This window comes from Pseudomonas sp. TH37, from assembly GCF_016650735.1.
Taxonomy (GTDB): Bacteria; Pseudomonadota; Gammaproteobacteria; order Pseudomonadales; family Pseudomonadaceae; genus Aquipseudomonas; species Aquipseudomonas farris.
The window spans coordinates 1-16,566 of record NZ_JAEKFD010000001.1 but is presented as its reverse complement, the minus strand read 5'-3'; the positions used below and the strand labels follow the sequence as shown (position 1 = coordinate 16,566).

Genomic DNA, 16,566 nt, shown 5'->3' with positions numbered 1-16,566 from the left:
CCGGCGTTGACGCTTCTATAGACTGTGTCCGGGTTCTGCACTGGCCCCAAATTGTTCCTTCACGCCGCAGATCGGCGTGATTTAGCCGCAGGTGCCGAGGGCGCCGCGGCCTGTTCTGAGGAGTATGCATGGCTGTCTACAACTACGACGTGGTGGTGTTGGGTTCCGGCCCGGCGGGAGAAGGCGCGGCAATGAATGCCGCCAAAGCAGGACGCAAGGTGGCGATGGTCGATAGTCGTCGCCAGGTCGGCGGCAACTGCACCCATCTGGGCACCATCCCGTCCAAGGCCTTGCGTCACTCGGTCCGGCAGATCATGCAGTTCAACACCAACCCGATGTTCCGGGCGATTGGTGAGCCGCGCTGGTTCTCGTTCCCGGACGTTTTGAAAAGCGCCGAAAAAGTCATCTCCAAACAAGTCGCCTCGCGCACCGGCTACTACGCCCGTAACCGCGTCGACGTGTTCTTCGGCACCGGCAGCTTCGCTGACGAGCAAACCATCGAAGTGGTCTGCGCTAACGGCGTGGTTGAAAAACTGGTGGCCAAGCACATCATCATCGCCACCGGCTCGCGTCCTTATCGCCCGGCGGACATCGATTTCCATCACCCGCGTATCTACGATAGCGACACCATCCTCAGCCTCGGCCACACCCCGCGCAAACTTATCGTTTACGGCGCTGGCGTGATCGGTTGCGAATACGCCTCGATCTTCAGTGGTCTGGGTGTGCTGGTTGAGCTGGTGGATAACCGCGGTCAGTTGCTGAGCTTCCTTGACTCGGAAATTTCCCAGGCGCTGAGCTACCACTTTAGCAACAACAACATCACGGTTCGCCACAACGAAGACTACGACCGCGTCGAAGGCGTGGACAACGGCGTGATCCTGCACCTGAAGTCCGGCAAGAAGATCAAGGCTGATGCCTTGCTCTGGTGCAACGGCCGTACCGGCAACACCGATCAGCTGGGTCTGGAAAATATCGGCGTGAAGGTCAACAGCCGTGGCCAGATCGAAGTCGATGAAAACTACCGCACCTGCGTGCCGAATATTTACGGTGCCGGTGACGTGATCGGCTGGCCGAGCCTGGCCAGTGCCGCCCACGACCAGGGTCGTTCGGCCGCTGGCAGCATTGTCGACAATGGCAGCTGGCGCTTCGTCAACGACGTGCCAACCGGCATCTACACCATTCCGGAGATCAGCTCGATCGGCAAGAACGAGCAGGAGCTGACTCAGGCCAAAGTGCCGTACGAAGTGGGCAAGGCGTTCTTCAAGGGCATGGCGCGTGCGCAAATCGCCGGCGAGCCGCAAGGCATGCTGAAGATCCTGTTCCATCGCGATACCCTGGAAGTGCTGGGCGTTCACTGCTTCGGTTATCAGGCGTCGGAGATCGTGCACATCGGTCAGGCGATCATGAGCCAGCCGGGCGAACAGAACACTCTGAAGTATTTCGTCAACACGACGTTCAACTACCCGACCATGGCTGAAGCCTATCGGGTAGCGGCGTACGATGGCCTCAACCGGCTTTTTTGAGCGGCTCCGGCCGGTGGCCTGAGCCGGCCGGGGAGACCGATTTCAGCAATTCTCGAGCGTGGCAGTGGCCAAACCGGGAAAGTCTGTAATCAGGCTGTCAACGCCGAAGTCGGCGAGTCTGCGCATCAGCGCGGGCTCGTTGACTGTCCACACCGACACATGCAGCCCCTGACGCTGCGCCTTCTGCAGGCGTTCCGGCGTACACAGGGTCCAGTTCAGCGCCAGCATCTCACAGCCATAGTTTTGCGCGACCTTCAACGGGTCGAGCCAAGCGTACTCGGCCACCAATCCGCGAGACACGTCCGGCACCAGGTCCAGCGCGGCTTTCAATACTTCGCGTGAACTCGACGTAATTGTGATCTTGTCCCGTATACCGAAACGCTGCGCCATTTCCCGAATCGCCAGCACGGTGCTCGCGGCACGGGTGCGAGAAGCGCTTTTGACTTCCAGCTGCCAGTGCTCGAAATCGCATTTCTCGAACAATTCTTCCAGCGTTGGAATCGGGCAGGGTTTGATCCAGCCCGGGCCACCCTTGCGCGCGTCGTAGGTCACCAGCTCCGCGGCGGTATGTTCGACTACTTTGCCGCGACGCTCGGTGGTGCGTTTGAGGGTCGGGTCGTGGATCACCATCAACTCGCCATCCTTGGACAGGTGCAAGTCCAGTTCGCAGCGGCGTACGCCGTGCTTGAGGCATTCCTGAAAGCTGGTCAGGGTGTTTTCCGGTGCTTCGCCCTTGGCGCCGCGATGGCCGTAGATGAGAGTCACGGTTCTTCCTTAAATTAAATGCCTGATTCGTTTTGTTCGCGGGCCAGGCGTCGTTCTTGTGCCTGTCGCTGCAAGATGTAACGGGCCAGCAATTGCCGCTGGGCATCGGACAGGTATTCGAACTCGGTGCCGATGTCATAGCCGTCGCCCTTGCGGTCGCAATGGGTGACACGAGCCCGCAGCAACAGGCCAAGGGCTTGCGGCATCAGCACCAGTTTCACCGACAGGTGCGCGCCGGTGGCGATGGACGTCGGATACTGAAAGTCGATGCCCCCTTCGGAGATAATCACCGGCTGCGGTTCGCCGATCTGTCCGAGCACGGTCAGGGCGACCACCTGGCTCAGCAGATCGATGCGTTTGTTCTGGGATTTCAGGAACGCGGCGATGGTCCGGTCGCGTTCGCTGATCTGTCGCAGCAGGTGTTGCGACTCGAATTCGCTCAGGTGCAGTTCGCTGAGCAGGTTGAATAGAGGGGAAGCATCCTGCAACACTTCCTGGCCTGCGGCTTCGGGAGCAGACAGGGGCCGAATTTCCAGTGCGATCGTGTCCTCGATACGGTAGTATTCGCGGCGATCTTCTTCATCTAATGTCGACATGGCGAACCCATGGTAGCGGCGGTGGTCTGAGTGTAAAGCTGGTTATCGACCCCCGCCACAAGGACGTTCCTTTTCCCTCCGAACAAGCCCCGACATGTTCAGACCTCTCTTCGTATTTATTGGCACGCGTTATACCCGTGCAAAGCGTCGCAATCATTTTGTGTCGTTCATTTCCCTGACCTCGATGATCGGACTTGCCCTTGGCGTGGTCGTGATGATCGTCGTGCTGTCGGTCATGAACGGCTTCGATCATGAGATGCGCACCCGCGTGCTGGGCATGGTGCCCCACGCGACCATCGAGTCCGGTGAGCCGATCAGCGACTGGCAAAGCCTGGCCGCCAAGGTCAAGCAGAACCCGCAGGTGGCGGCGGTTGCGCCCTTCGTCCAGATGCAGGGCCTGCTGACCAACAACGGCAAGGTCTCCAAAGTGCTGCTCAATGCCATCGACCCTGTGCAGGAACGGCAGGTGTCGATCATTGATAACTTCATGCAGCAGGGCAAACTCGACGACCTGGCGCCGGGCAGTTTCGGCATCGTCATCGGCGACAAGGCCGCGGCCAAGCTCGGCGTGGCGGTCGGCGACAAGCTGACATTTGTCGCGCCGGAGGTCACCGTGACCCCGGCCGGGATGTTCCCGCGCATGAAACGCTTTACCGTGGTCGGCATCTTCCACGTCGGCGCCGGTGAGATCGACGGCTATCTGGGCATCACTAATCTGCAGGATCTGGCGAAGCTGCACCGCTGGAAGCCGGATCAGGTCCAGGGCATCCGCTTGAAGTTCGACGATCTGTTCCAGGCGCCGCGCATGGCGTGGACCATCGCCCAGCAGCTCGGCGAAGACAAGTATTACGCCCGCGACTGGACCCGCACCCACGGCAATCTGTATCAAGCGATCCGCATGGAAAAAGCCATGATCGGCCTGCTGTTGTTGCTGATCGTCGCTGTTGCAGCGTTCAACATCATCTCCACGCTGGTGATGGTGGTGAACGACAAGAAGGGCGACATCGCGATCCTGCGCACCCTTGGCGCCACGCCGGGTTCAATCATGGCGATCTTCATGGTCCAGGGCACGGTCATTGGCGTGGTCGGTACGTTGATCGGCGCTGTGGTCGGTATCTTCGCCGCGCTGAACGTCAGCGCCGCGATTTCGGCCCTTGAAGGGCTGATCGGCCATAAATTCCTGAACGCCGACGTGTATTTCATCGATTACCTGCCGTCGCAAGTGCAGAGTCAGGACGTATTGATGGTCTGCGCCGCCGCGTTGGTCCTGAGTTTCCTCGCCACCCTGTATCCAGCCTGGCGTGCCGCGCGCACCCAGCCTGCGGAGGCGCTACGTTATGAGTGAGTCGGGCATGAGTGATAAAGCAATCTTGAGCTGCCGCAACCTGGGCAAATCCTACGTGGAAGGCCCGGAATCGGTAGAGGTTCTGGCGGGACTGCAACTGGAGTTGCACCCAGGTGAGCGCGTGGCGATCGTCGGTACCTCGGGTTCGGGCAAAAGTACCTTGCTCAACCTGCTGGGCGGCCTCGATACGCCGACCAAGGGCAGCGTCTGGCTGGCCGGTGAAGAGCTCTCGGCACTGAACGAAAAGGCCCGTGGCCTGCTGCGCAATCGGTCGCTGGGTTTCGTTTACCAGTTCCACCACTTGCTGCCTGAGTTCACCGCGCTGGAAAACGTCTGCATGCCGTTGCTGATCGGTAAAACCGCGATCCCGGAAGCGCGTCAGCGTGCGACGGCGTTGCTGGAGCGGGTAGGGCTGGGCCATCGTCTGGAGCACAAACCGGCGGAATTGTCCGGTGGCGAACGCCAGCGTGTGGCCATCGCCCGCGCCCTGGTGAACAAGCCAGGCCTGGTGATGCTCGACGAGCCGACCGGCAACCTCGACTCCCATACTGCCCAAGGCATTCAGGATTTGATGCTGGAACTCAGCACCTCGATGCGCACCGCGTTCCTGGTGGTGACCCACGATATGAACCTGGCTCGCCAGATGGATCGCGTCCTGCATTTGCAGGAAGGTTACCTGACACCCATCTGATTGACCGAAACCCGGCGTACTGAACAGTGCGTCGGGTCTTTTATTTTTATACGGTGCCCCAGCGAATGTTCAGACCGTTATCGATCTTTATCGGCACGCGCTATACCCGCGCCAAGCGCCGCAATCGCTTTGTTTCCTTCATCTCGATGACCTCGATGATCGGCCTCGCCCTGGGCGTGCTGGCGATGATCGTGGTGTTGTCGGTGATGAACGGCTTCCAGCGCGAAATGAGCTCGCGCATCCTCGGCATGGTGCCCCACGCGACCATCGTCGGCGTGAACCCTATCGACGATTGGCAGCCGGTGGCCGCCGCCGCGATGAAGAATCCTGAAGTGACGGCGGCGGTGCCGTTCACCGAGATGGAAGGCATGCTGTCCTACAAGGGCACGATGCAGCCGATCCAGGTCAGCGGTGTCGACCCGGCGCTGGAAGGCAAGGTCTCGATCGTTGCCAAGCACATTGTTCAGGGACGTCTCGATGCCTTGAAGCCGGGCGAGTTCGGCGTAGTGGTCGGTGAGATCACCGCGCGACGTTTTCGCTTGAATGTCGGCGACAAGATCACCCTGATCGTGCCGGAAATCAGCAGCGCACCGGGTGGGATTACCCCGCGCATGCAGCGCCTGAACGTGGTCGGTGTGTTCAAGGTTGGCGCCGAGCTGGACGGCTCGATGGCGCTGATCCACCTCGCCGATGCCGCGCAGATGCAGCACTGGCAGCCGAATCAGGTGCAGAGCGTGCGCCTGGCGGTGAAGGATCTGTACGCAGCGCCGCAAGTGTCGAGCGACATCGCGACCGGCTTGGGCGCCGCCTACAAGGCTGACGACTGGACCCACACCCAAGGCAGTCTGTTCAGCGCGATGAAGATGGAAAAAACCATGATCGGCTTGCTATTGCTGATGATCGTCGCGGTGGCGGCGTTCAACATCATCGCCACCCTGATCATGGTGGTGAACGACAAGGGCGCGGACATCGCGATCCTGCGCACCATCGGCGCGACGCCTCGGCAGATCATGGCGATCTTCATGGTGCAGGGCACGGTGATCGGGGTTGTCGGCACCTTGATTGGCGGCGTGCTGGGCGTGATCGCAGCGCTGAACGTCAGTGAACTGGTGGGCTGGATGGAGCGGGTCAGTGGGCAGCACATCTTCAGTTCCGATGTGTACTTTGTCAGTAACTTGCCGTCGGAGCTGCAGGGCGCGGATGTGTTGTTGATCTGTTCCGCCGGTTTCATCATGAGCTTTTTGGCGACGGTGTATCCGGCGTGGCGGGCGGCGAAAGTCGAGCCAGCTACTGCGTTGCGGTATTCGTAAGCCTGTAGATCGCTATCGCGGGCAAGCCCGCTCCCACAGGGTTTCGAGTCGTTCACATCATTGTGATTCAACTCGGTCACTGTGGGAGCGGGCTTGCCCGCGATGGGGCCAGACCTGCTGCCCTCAATCCCCCTTTGGCAACTCAATCACAAACCGCGTCCACCCCTTATCCGATTCGCAACGAATCTGCCCGCCATGGGCGCGGATGATTGACTGGGTAATCGCCAATCCCAACCCCGCATGCTCGCTGCTGCCTTCACGACGCGCCGGGTCTGCCCGGTAGAAGCGGTCAAACAAACGCGGCAACAAATCTTCAGAAATCCCTTCACCACTGTTTTCGACAGTCAGGCTCAAGCCTGTCGGCTGCTCGCCAATCTTCACCCGCACCTGGCCACCGACCGGGGTAAACCGCAACGCATTGTCCAGCAAATTGGACAGCGCCCGACGCAACATGCTGCGGTCGCCCTGCATGCTCGCGCTGCCGTCACGACTCAACTTCACTTGAGCGTCCTCGGCTAACGGTGCAAAGAACTCCAGCAGCACATCGGCTTCTTCCGCCAGTTCCAGCGGTTCGCGCTTGGGCATCAGCAAGCCGTGGTCAGCCTTGGCCAGGTACAACATGTCGTTGACCAGTTGCGCCATCCATTGCAGTTCTTCGAGGTTACTGTGCAGCGCTTCGCGGTAATCCTCGATTGGGCGAGGGCGGGTGAGGGTGACCTGGGTGTGGGTCAGCAGGTTCGACAGCGGTGTGCGCAGTTCATGGGCGATGTCGGCGGAGAACGCCGAAAGCCGCTGAAAAGAGTCATCAAGGCGTCCGAGCATGGCGTTGAAGCTGTGGGCCATTTCCGCGAGTTCTGGCGGCATGTCTGCTTCCGGCAGCCGCGCGTTGAGCGATTGCGCCGAAACACCGCTGGCGACCGCACTCATGCGCCGCAGCGGGCGCAAACCACTGCGTGCGGCCCAGGCACCGAGTAGGGCGGTGGCCAGCGCCGACAAACCGACCGTCAGCCAAATCAGGTGCTGCATGCGCTGCAGAAAGTGCTGGTGATGGGTGATGTCCAGCAGCAGGGTCAGTTGCGGTGAATCGGGTTTGTCGAGGAACAGCGGTGCATTCAGGACGCGATAGTCGGTGCCGTCATCGCTTACCGTCGATAGGCCCAACTGGCGCGGCAAGTCTTTGGGTAAACGCTCCGAGCTGTCGTACAACCGTTGGCCGTCACTGCCGATGATGCGCAGCGAAAGATCGGCTTGTCGGCTCAATTCATCGGCCAGCCTGGTCTCGCTTTCGCTGGACTGAATGTCATCCAGCGCCCGGCGCAAACCAATCAGTTTGCCATCCAGCAACTGCTGGTCCAACTCGATAAAGTGCGCCTCGCTGGCGCGGCTGAACAACACCCCGGCGAACAACGACACCACGGCAGTGCAAGCTGCGAACAGCAGCGCCAGACGATTGCTTAGTGAGAGTCGGCGCATCAGGCAGGGCGCTCTTCAAGGACATAACCCATGCCGCGCACGGTGTGGATCAACTTGTTCGGGAAGTCATCGTCGATCTTCAGGCGCAAGCGGCGGATCGCCACTTCGATAACATTGGTGTCGCTGTCGAAATTCATGTCCCACACCTGGGAAGCGATCAGCGACTTGGGCAGAACTTCGCCTTGTCGCCGCAGGAGCATTTCCAGCAGGGCGAATTCCTTGGCGGTCAGGTCGATGCGCTGACCGTTGCGCTCGACCCGGCGGCGGATCAGATCCAGGCGCAAATCGGCAAGTTGCAGGCTGGTTTCCTGAGGCGTGGCGTTGCCGCGACGCAGCAGACTGCGAACCCGCGCCAGCAGTTCGGAGAAGGCGAACGGTTTGACCAGATAGTCGTCGGCACCCAGCTCCAGGCCGTGCACTCTGTCCTCCACTGCGTCTCGGGCTGTAAGAAACAGTACCGGAGTGTCCAGGCCAGCGCCGCGCACCGCTTGCAGAATCTGCCAGCCATCGCGACCAGGCAGCATCACATCGAGAATCAACAAGGCGTAATCGCCGCTCAACGCCAGTTGCTGGCCGGTGTTGCCGTCTGCCGCCAGTTCGGTGGTGAACCCGGCCTCGGTCAGGCCCTGACGCAGGTAATGGCCAGTTTTCGGTTGGTCTTCGACAATCAGCAGTTTCATGGGCGACTCGGGCAGTTGGAACGGGTGCGTTATACCGTGGGCGGCGGCGATGCAGGCCAACCTGACAAAGTTGTAATTTGTCTGTCAGGTGGTTGGCAGTACCCGCAGCTTAGAGTTTCCCACAAGCTGAACCTTATCTTGTTGGAGCGCGACTATGTTTTTGCAAAATCGTCTGGTACTGGCTGCTTGCTTGCTGACTCTGAGCCTGGGGCTTGAGGCTTCACCCGCGCATTCCTATGACTTCGGTCAACCGGCGGCGGCGACCAAGGCTACCCGCAGCATTGAAGTGGTGATGGGCGACATGTCCTTCACTTCCAAGGCAATCGATATCAAGGCCGGGGAAACCGTGCGTTTTGTACTGGTGAATAAAGGCCAGTTGCTGCACGAATTCAACCTCGGCGACATGGCGATGCATGCCCGGCACCAGCAGGAAATGCTCCAGATGCAGCAAAGCGGCATGCTGATGCCTACAGGGCTGAAGGCAATGGACCACGGCTCCATGGGCCATTCTTCCGAAGGGCATGGGATGAAACACGATGACCCGAACAGCGTGCTGGTGGAACCGGGTAAAACCGCCGAGCTGACCTGGACCTTCACCAAGGCCACCAATCTGGAATTTGCCTGCAATATCCCCGGCCACTATCAGGCCGGTATGGTCGGCAAACTGACAGTCAGTCAGTAAGCACTCAAAGGCGGGAGCAAAGGCTGGTAGAATCCGCTGATTCTTTAGTCAGGTTTCCGCCATGCATCCCGCAGCCGAACATTCGCCGCTGGGCAAATCCAGCGAATACATCGCCACCTACACGCCGTCCTTGCTGTTCCCGATCCCGCGTACCGCGAAATGGGCGGAGCTGGGCCTGACGGCTGAAACCTTGCCGTACAAGGGCGTGGACTTCTGGAACTGCTTCGAACTGTCGTGGCTGTTGCCATCCGGCAAGCCTGTGGTGGCGATTGGCGAATTCAGCATTCCGGCGGATTCGCCGAATATCATCGAATCGAAGTCGTTCAAGCTGTACCTCAACTCGCTGAACCAAACAGCGTTTGCCGATACCGCAAGCCTTGAGGCGACACTGGCGAAAGACCTCTCGGCCGCTGCCGGCAAACCGGTGGGCGTGCGGATTCGCAGCTTGAAAGATGTTGAGGCAGAAGGCGTCGTGGCGTTGCCGGGTGTGTGCATCGATGACCTGGATATCAGCGTCAGCAACTATGAGCACCCGCGCCCGGAACTGCTGCGGTGCGATGAGTCGCTCATTATTGAAGAGAGCGTGCACAGCCATTTGCTCAAATCCAACTGCCCGGTCACCAGCCAGCCGGATTGGGGCAGCGTAGCGGTGGAATATCGTGGCGCGGCGCTGGACCATGCGAGTTTGCTGGAATACATCGTGAGCTTCCGCCAGCACTCGGACTTCCATGAGCAGTGTGTGGAGCGGATTTTCCTCGACCTGCAACGGTTGCTGAAACCAGAGAAACTGACGGTGTATGCACGGTATGTGCGTCGCGGCGGGTTGGACATCAACCCGTATCGCAGCACCGAAGACGTGCAACTGCCGAACCATCGCTTGGTCCGTCAGTAAAGCTTCCACAAGGGATTGCATTTCAGGTCGCAGACATTAAAAAGCCCCGCTATCGATAGCGGGACTTTTTGCATCTGGCGGGTTCAGATCCCCATGTTGCCCAAGGCTTGCACGATGTTGCGCAAGGTGCCAGCAAGGGTTGGGTGTTCAAGTTCGAAGCGCTCGACGGCCAGGTTCACATTGTCGGCGAGGTTGGTGTCCTGGGTTTTGGTTTCGAGTTCAAGCTCAAGTTCGATCTGTTGCATCAGCGTGTGCAGGTCTTCGCGCTCGGCTTCGGTCAGCGGTGGATTCTGTTCCAATTGCTCGCGCAGTTTGTTGAGCTGTTCTTGCAGTTCGCGGGCAGGCATGGCGTTCTTCCTTTTATCGATAGGCACTGGCATAGACCGCAGCAGCATGCCAAAGGTCTATGGCTTGACCTTTAGATTAATCCACTCGCGCGCAACCTGCATGCCTTCATAGGTGTGAGGCGGCGATCAGGGCTTTTCGCCCTTGAGCCGGCGCAGACTGATATCGGCCAGACAGGTGTCGAGTTCGCCCAGATGATCGATCACCGAATGCACGCCCAGGCCGAACAACTGCATTGTCGCCTTGCCGCGCAAGTGTTCCCGTTCCTTTTGACTCAAGGCCTGCCATTCGCTGGGGGCCAGCCCGCACAGCGAGCCGCAGGACGCCAGGCCAATGGTCCACAAACCGGCATTCAGGCCCGATTGCAGAAGACGCGGTTCGCCGCTGACCAGCACGCAACCGTCCAGACGTTCGACATTCAACGCCATCAACGCTTGCCAGCAGGCGTTCGGGGCCGGCCATGGATTGATTGTTGCCGGGTGTTGCGAAGGTTTGATCCAGTCCGGGAGTGCCGCGGCCAGAGAGTGGCTGAGGGCGGGGGACAGTTCATCGAGCCAGGCGCAAGGAATCTGTTGGCGCTGCAAGCTGGACAGGCTATCCAGAGCGCCGAGCGTGACTTCGGCATGCTCGGCAGTCAGTGTGCCGGCTTGGCGAGTGCGTGCGCCGAAATCCACCAGACATCCACTGAGGCCGAACAGTACAGCGGTCAGGCTGGGTGCGATGAGAGGCGAGGTTTCGGCGCGTGGCATGTCAACATCCTTGAAATAGTAACAAGGCTATTCGTGGACGGTGACAGTTGAGTGACACTGATGTGAATCGCTCCCAGCCAGGAACAGTCAGTCGCAGGCCATCGCGCACGATGCTGCCTAAACCGTGTTATCCATCATATACTAGCGGTCTTTGCGACTGGGCCAAGCGCCCGCGTCAGTACAATCCAAGGAGTTTCTCTATGCGCTGGAGCAATCGACTCGCTCAGCTTTGTATGTGTGCCAGTGTATTGCTGGTTCCGTTTGCGGCTCAGGCTGCCACGGAAGAAGATCCTTGGGAAAGCATTAACCGCCCGATCTACAAGTTCAACGATTTTGTCGACACTTACGCACTGAAGCCATTGGCTCAGGGCTATCAATTCGTCACGCCGCAGTTTCTGGAAGATGGCATCCACAACATGTTCCGCAATGTCGGCGACGTGACCAACCTCGCCAACGACGTGTTGCAGGTCAAACCCGCCGCGGCAGGCGTCGACACCGCGCGTTTGATCTTCAACACCACCTTCGGCCTGCTGGGCTTCTTCGACGTGGGCACTCAGATGGGCCTGCATCGCAACGATGAAGACTTCGGCCAGACCCTCGGTTACTGGGGCGTGGGCAGCGGTCCATACGTAATGCTGCCGTTCCTGGGCCCAAGCACCTTGCGTGATGCGCCTTCCAAATATGTCGACGGCTATACCGGCCCATACCGCTACATTCACGACGTGCCGGTGCGTAACTCGATCTTTGGCCTGAACATCGTCGACGCCCGCGCCAGCCTGTTGTCGGCCGAGAAGTTGATCAGCGGCGACAAATACACCTTCATTCGCAATGCATACCTGCAAAACCGCGAATTCAAGGTCAAGGACGGCCAGGTCGAAGACGATTTTTAATCTCGACCGGTAAAACGAAGAAGGCGGCCATTTGGCCGCCTTCTTTCGTTTGGCTTACGGGTTAAATCGGGTTATTTCATCTTCAGGATTGTAAGCCCGAGTTTCTGACTGCCACCGTCCTGTGCTTTCACCCACACCACTTCGGTATCGGCCTCAAGGCCTTTTAGCGCCGCGTGATCGGAATCAATCCGCACACTGAGCCGGTCACCGACCTTGAATAAGCGGGGCGCCTCAACCTGCATACCGCTGCTGGAAAGGTCGATGCAGACGGCTGGCACCTCATCGCCCTCATGAATCAGCGCCACATCGGCATCGACCCGCATGCGGATGAAATCGCGCTTTTCGCTGTAGTCCCGATCAGTTTGGCTCATGGGCTCGATCCTTCCTTTGGGTTACGGTTTTGCCTGTTCTTATAACTCTCGGTGATTTGACAAGTAAAGACGTCAAGCGACCATCGGCGTGAGCTTGAAACGCCTCGCGGATGGGAGTACCGTCTGCGCCTTAGAAGGGCACCTTTGGTGGACTTGTGAGTAGGGCAAACGCTCGAAAACAGTGCAGCCAGAGAGGCTAGAAAGCGAATCCAGTAGTGTGAGCAGGGCCAAATGCCCAGCCTGCTACGCCAACCTAATTCTGGCGCCGTTTGCCCACATGCCAAAAACCAGTGCCACGCTGCTGATAATCGATGATGACGAAGTAGTGCGCGCGAGCCTCGCGGCCTACTTGGAAGACAGTGGTTTCAGTGTCCTGCAGGCCAGCAATGGCCAGCAGGGTCTTCAGGTATTCGAGCAAGACAAGCCCGATTTGGTCATCTGCGATCTGCGCATGCCGCAGATGGGCGGACTCGAACTCATTCGCCAGGTCACCGAGCTGTCGCCGCAAACACCGGTAATCGTGGTGTCGGGCGCCGGCGTGATGAACGACGCGGTCGAGGCCCTGCGCCTGGGCGCGGCGGACTACCTGATCAAGCCTCTCGAAGATCTGGCCGTGCTCGAGCACTCCGTGCGCCGGGCTCTGGATCGTGCGCGTCTGCTGCTGGAAAACCAGCGCTATCGCGAGAAGCTGGAAAAGGCCAACCGCGAGCTCGAAGCCAGCCTGAACCTGCTCCAGGAAGACCAGAACGCCGGTCGCCAGGTGCAGATGAACATGCTGCCGGTCAGCCCCTGGAGCATTGATGAGTTCCAGTTTGCGCACCAGATCATTCCATCGCTGTACCTGTCGGGCGATTTCGTTGACTACTTTCGGGTCGACGAGCGTCGGGTAGCGTTTTACCTGGCGGACGTTTCCGGTCATGGCGCCTCTTCAGCCTTCGTTACCGTGCTGTTGAAGTTCATGACCACGCGCTTGCTGTTCGAATCCAAGCGCAACGGCACATTGCCAGAGTTCAAGCCTTCAGAGGTTCTTGGTCATATCAACCGGGGCCTGATCAGTTGTAAGCTGGGTAAACACGTCACAATGGTCGGTGGAGTCATCGACGAGGAGACCGGTTTGTTGACCTATAGCATCGGCGGTCATCTGCCGTTGCCTGTGTTGTACACGCCAGACAGTGTTCGTTACCTGGAAGGGCGCGGTCTGCCGGTGGGCCTCTTCAATGAAGCCACCTACGAAGACCACGTACTGGAATTGCCGCCAGTGTTCAGCTTGACGCTGATGTCTGATGGCATTTTGGACCTTTTGCCAGAACCCACACTCAAAGATAAAGAAGCTGCTTTACCTCAACGGGTGAAGGCAGCGGGCGGCAGCCTGGATGGTCTGCGCCAGGTTTTTGGATTGGCCACGCTAGGGGAGATGCCGGATGATATCGCCCTGTTGGTGTTGAGCAGGAATCTTTAATGAGTACCGGTAGAATCCAGTTCGCCGAGCAGGACGGCACCTTCGTCCTGAAGTTCGTCGGTGAAGTTCGCCTGACCCTGTGTTCGGCGTTGGATGCGACTATTGAGCGGATCTTCACTGCGTTGAATTTCAACGCCATCGTGATCGACCTGACCGAAACCCGCAGCATCGACAGCACCACCTTGGGCCTGCTGGCCAAACTGTCGATCCTGTCTCGGCAAAAGGTCGGCCTGCTGCCGACCGTCGTCACCACCCACGAAGACATCACCCGTCTGCTGCAGTCCATGGGCTTCGAGCAAGTGTTCAACATCGTTGACCGCCCGATCCCATGCCCTGAATGCCTGACCGACCTGCCAGACCAGGACCAGTCCGAAGAAGTGGTACGAATCAAAGTCCTCGAAGCGCACAAAATCCTCATGGGCCTGAACGACTCCAACCGTGAAGCGTTCCATGACCTGGTGAATGCGTTGGAGCGGCACTGATCCTTTGAAGTGATGGAGGGCCGCTCTGACCCCATCGCGAGCAGGCTCGCTCCCACACCGATCTCAGCCATACCATAAATCCCTGTGGGAGCGGGCTTGCCCGCGAAGGCGTCCGCACATCCACCACGGGCACTAGCGCGAAGCCAACCCAATCCCCACTACCAAACGCACACAAAAAAGGGCGAACCCGCTAAGGTTCGCCCTTTTTGCATCGCTGCGAGCTAGATCACAGCTTGGCCTGCAACAACGCCTCAAGCTTCTCCTGATCCCGAGCAAACTGGCGGATACCCTCAGCCAGCTTCTCGGTCGCCATCGCATCCTCGTTGGACAACCAACGGAACTGCGCTTCATTCAAGCTCAGACGCGCTTCACCGGCATGCCCTGGCGCCAATTTGCGCTCCAGCTTGCCAGTGTCCGCCGCCAGCTTCTCCAGCAGATCCGGGCTGATGGTCAGGCGATCACACCCAGCCAACTGCTCAATCTGATTCAGATTACGGAAGCTCGCGCCCATCACCACAGTCTTGTAGTCATTGGCCTTGTAGTAGTTGTAGATACGCGTCACCGACTGCACACCCGGATCATCCGCGCCGGTGTAGTCGTTGCCGGTGGCTTTCTTGTACCAGTCGTAGATGCGGCCCACGAACGGCGAAATCAGAAACACCCCGGCATCGGCACAAGCGGCAGCCTGAGCGAAGGAGAACAGCAGCGTCAGGTTGCACTGAATGCCTTCCTTTTCCAGCTTCTCGGCAGCGCGAATGCCTTCCCAGGTCGAAGCGATCTTGATCAGCACACGGTCACGGCCAACGCCGGCCTTGTCGTACAGGTCGATCAGACGGTGCGCACGCTTCAATACGGCGTCAGTGTCGAACGACAGGCGCGCATCCACTTCGGTGGAAATACGACCCGGTACAACCTTCAGGATTTCTTGCCCTACCGCAACGCCAAAACGGTCGCTGGCCAGGCCCACATCGCCCTTGCAGTCGTGAACGCAAGCGTTCAGCAACTCGGCATAACCGGGAATGGCCGCCGCTTTGAGCAGCAGGGAAGGGTTGGTGGTAGCGTCCACGGGTTTAACGCGAGCGATTGCTTCGAAGTCGCCGGTGTCGGCAACCACGGTAGTCATTTGTTTGAGTTGTTCCAGCTTGGAAGTCATGAGCGTGCTCTGTCCTATGGGTCTAATGACATTACCCGAGCGCTTGCAGCCACTCAAGGGCGCGTACGTGTATCGATGGCCCCAGCGGCAACAACCTGAAAACGGATGTTTGAAAGGCGGGGCGTGGTATCGGTAGATACGATGCTGAAATGGGGGACAGGTTCAACGCAGGTGACCGTTAACGCCCCTCCAACAACTCCGCGGCCTGATCCAGCAACGCCAAAGGCTCTTTGGCCTTATGAATATCCACCGACAACAGCTGCCGAAACTTCCGCGCCCCCGGAAACCCGGTGCCCAGCCCCAACACATGCCGGGTGATGTGATGCATCGCCCCACCCGCCAGCAGATGCTCGGCAATGTAAGGCCGCAACTGCGCCAGCGCCTCGGCCCGGCTGATCACCGGGGCCTTGCTGCCGAACAGCTGCTGATCCACCTCAGCCATCACATAAGGATTGTGATACGCCTCACGGCCCAGCATTACGCCGTCGAACGTCTGCAAATGCTCGTGACAAGCCTCCAGCGTCTTGATCCCGCCGTTGAGAATAATCTCCAGCTCTGGAAAATCCGTCTTCAACCGCGCCGCCACGTCATAGCGCAGAGGCGGAATGTCGCGGTTCTCCTTCGGCGACAACCCCTCCAGAATCGCAATCCGCGCATGCACGGTAAAACTCGTGCACCCGGCATCCCGAACCGTGCCGACGAAATCACACAACTGCTCGTAACTGTCCCGCCCATTGATCCCGATCCGATGTTTCACCGTCACCGGAATCGACACCGCGTCACGCATTGCCTTCACACAATCAGCCACCAACTGCGGATGCCCCATCAGGCACGCCCCAATCATATTGTTCTGCACCCGATCACTCGGGCAGCCGACATTCAAATTCACCTCGTCGTAACCGTGCTCCTGGGCCATGCGTGCGCAGGCGGCCAGGTCCAATGGGACGCTGCCGCCGAGCTGGAGGGCGAGCGGGTGCTCGGCTTCGTTGTGACGCAGGAAGCGGTCGTGGTCGCCGTTAAGGAGTGCTCCGGTGGTGACCATTTCTGTGTAGAGGAGGGCGTGCTTGGATAGTAGGCGTAGGAAAAACCTGCAATGCCTATCAGTCCAATCCATCATCGGGGCGACGGAGAAGCGGCGGGAGATGGCCGGGGCAGTGTTT

General features: G+C 59.2%; 18 protein-coding genes. 9 read left to right on the top strand and 9 right to left on the bottom strand.

All coding sequences use genetic code 11. The features are described 5' to 3' along the window. Nucleotides 1–128 precede the first annotated feature (128 nt). Entirely contained in the window at nucleotides 129–1,523 is a 1,395-nt protein-coding gene (sthA, locus tag JFU11_RS00090; RefSeq protein WP_008073074.1) for a Si-specific NAD(P)(+) transhydrogenase, read from the top strand. A 42-nt stretch (nucleotides 1,524–1,565) separates the two neighbouring features. Here sthA and JFU11_RS00085 read toward each other — a convergent pair whose 3' ends face one another. After that, nucleotides 1,566–2,288 (bottom strand): glycerophosphodiester phosphodiesterase, encoded by a 723-nt coding sequence (locus JFU11_RS00085; RefSeq protein WP_123720885.1) that lies wholly within the window; start codon nucleotides 2,286–2,288, stop codon nucleotides 1,566–1,568. A gap of 14 nt (nucleotides 2,289–2,302) precedes the next feature. After that, a complete protein-coding gene (locus JFU11_RS00080; protein WP_123720886.1) occupies nucleotides 2,303–2,884 on the bottom strand; it encodes a PilZ domain-containing protein in 582 nt (193 codons plus the stop codon). A 94-nt stretch (nucleotides 2,885–2,978) separates the two neighbouring features. On the opposite strand from JFU11_RS00080, the gene JFU11_RS00075 reads away from it, so the two are divergent. The 3 genes from JFU11_RS00075 (at nucleotide 2,979) to JFU11_RS00065 (ending at nucleotide 6,230) form a co-directional block, all read left to right on the top strand. After that, complete coding sequence (locus JFU11_RS00075) at nucleotides 2,979–4,229, top strand: lipoprotein-releasing ABC transporter permease subunit (RefSeq protein ID WP_123720887.1); 1,251 nt, start codon at nucleotides 2,979–2,981, stop codon at nucleotides 4,227–4,229. 7 nt (nucleotides 4,230–4,236) lie between these two features. Next, nucleotides 4,237–4,920, top strand: a complete 684-nt coding sequence (gene lolD, locus JFU11_RS00070) for a lipoprotein-releasing ABC transporter ATP-binding protein LolD (protein WP_020700644.1) — start codon at nucleotides 4,237–4,239, stop codon at nucleotides 4,918–4,920. 65 nt (nucleotides 4,921–4,985) lie between these two features. After that, nucleotides 4,986–6,230: a lipoprotein-releasing ABC transporter permease subunit gene (locus JFU11_RS00065; RefSeq protein WP_123720888.1), complete on the top strand. Its 1,245-nt coding sequence runs from the start codon at nucleotides 4,986–4,988 to the stop codon at nucleotides 6,228–6,230. Nucleotides 6,231–6,353: 123 nt separating this feature from the next. Here the strand turns inward: JFU11_RS00065 and JFU11_RS00060 are convergent, their stop codons facing one another. Together JFU11_RS00060 and JFU11_RS00055 are read right to left on the bottom strand one after the other, a co-directional pair. Then, nucleotides 6,354–7,703 carry a heavy metal sensor histidine kinase gene (locus JFU11_RS00060; RefSeq protein WP_201121208.1) on the bottom strand — a complete coding sequence of 450 codons (1,350 nt, stop codon included), beginning with the start codon at nucleotides 7,701–7,703 and terminating at the stop codon, nucleotides 6,354–6,356. Next, nucleotides 7,703–8,383: a heavy metal response regulator transcription factor gene (locus JFU11_RS00055; RefSeq protein WP_123720890.1), complete on the bottom strand. Its 681-nt coding sequence runs from the start codon at nucleotides 8,381–8,383 to the stop codon at nucleotides 7,703–7,705. Before JFU11_RS00055 ends, JFU11_RS00060 begins: the two co-directional genes overlap by 1 nt. Before the next feature lie 154 nt (nucleotides 8,384–8,537). Between JFU11_RS00055 and JFU11_RS00050 the strand changes: the two genes are divergently transcribed. Together JFU11_RS00050 and queF are read left to right on the top strand one after the other, a co-directional pair. Further along, on the top strand, nucleotides 8,538–9,065 hold the full coding sequence (locus tag JFU11_RS00050) for a cupredoxin family protein (protein WP_123720891.1): 528 nt from the start codon (nucleotides 8,538–8,540) through the stop codon (nucleotides 9,063–9,065). A 61-nt stretch (nucleotides 9,066–9,126) separates the two neighbouring features. Continuing rightward, nucleotides 9,127–9,957, top strand: coding sequence for an NADPH-dependent 7-cyano-7-deazaguanine reductase QueF (gene queF / locus JFU11_RS00045; RefSeq protein ID WP_052965477.1), 831 nt, complete (start codon nucleotides 9,127–9,129; stop codon nucleotides 9,955–9,957). Nucleotides 9,958–10,040: 83 nt separating this feature from the next. Here the strand turns inward: queF and JFU11_RS00040 are convergent, their stop codons facing one another. Beyond that, complete coding sequence (locus tag JFU11_RS00040; RefSeq protein WP_123720893.1) at nucleotides 10,041–10,304, bottom strand: DUF4404 family protein; 264 nt, start codon at nucleotides 10,302–10,304, stop codon at nucleotides 10,041–10,043. 126 nt (nucleotides 10,305–10,430) lie between these two features. Beyond that, on the bottom strand, nucleotides 10,431–11,051 hold the full coding sequence (locus tag JFU11_RS00035) for an HAD family phosphatase (protein WP_123720894.1): 621 nt from the start codon (nucleotides 11,049–11,051) through the stop codon (nucleotides 10,431–10,433). A 200-nt stretch (nucleotides 11,052–11,251) separates the two neighbouring features. Here JFU11_RS00035 and JFU11_RS00030 point away from each other — a divergent pair, with 200 nt between their 5' ends. Then, a complete protein-coding gene (locus JFU11_RS00030; protein WP_123720895.1) occupies nucleotides 11,252–11,941 on the top strand; it encodes a VacJ family lipoprotein in 690 nt (229 codons plus the stop codon). 71 nt (nucleotides 11,942–12,012) lie between these two features. On the opposite strand, the gene JFU11_RS00025 is transcribed toward JFU11_RS00030, so the two are convergent. Then, on the bottom strand, nucleotides 12,013–12,312 hold the full coding sequence (locus JFU11_RS00025; protein ID WP_123720896.1) for a PilZ domain-containing protein: 300 nt from the start codon (nucleotides 12,310–12,312) through the stop codon (nucleotides 12,013–12,015). Nucleotides 12,313–12,589: 277 nt separating this feature from the next. On the opposite strand from JFU11_RS00025, the gene rssB reads away from it, so the two are divergent. Further along, nucleotides 12,590–13,771: a two-component system response regulator RssB gene (gene rssB / locus JFU11_RS00020; protein ID WP_038979995.1), complete on the top strand. Its 1,182-nt coding sequence runs from the start codon at nucleotides 12,590–12,592 to the stop codon at nucleotides 13,769–13,771. Then, the gene (gene rssC / locus JFU11_RS00015) at nucleotides 13,771–14,253 is read left to right on the top strand and encodes an anti-sigma factor antagonist RssC (protein ID WP_007935262.1); all 483 of its coding nucleotides are present in this window, start codon (nucleotides 13,771–13,773) and stop codon (nucleotides 14,251–14,253) included. The genes rssB and rssC overlap by 1 nt, the downstream gene beginning before the upstream one ends. Nucleotides 14,254–14,479: 226 nt before the next feature. Here rssC and tal read toward each other — a convergent pair whose 3' ends face one another. Next, nucleotides 14,480–15,406, bottom strand: a complete 927-nt coding sequence (tal, locus tag JFU11_RS00010; RefSeq protein WP_201059231.1) for a transaldolase — start codon at nucleotides 15,404–15,406, stop codon at nucleotides 14,480–14,482. 178 nt (nucleotides 15,407–15,584) lie between these two features. Then, a complete protein-coding gene (gene dusA / locus JFU11_RS00005) occupies nucleotides 15,585–16,550 on the bottom strand; it encodes a tRNA dihydrouridine(20/20a) synthase DusA (protein ID WP_201087340.1) in 966 nt (321 codons plus the stop codon). Between the last annotated feature and the right edge of the window lie 16 nt (nucleotides 16,551–16,566).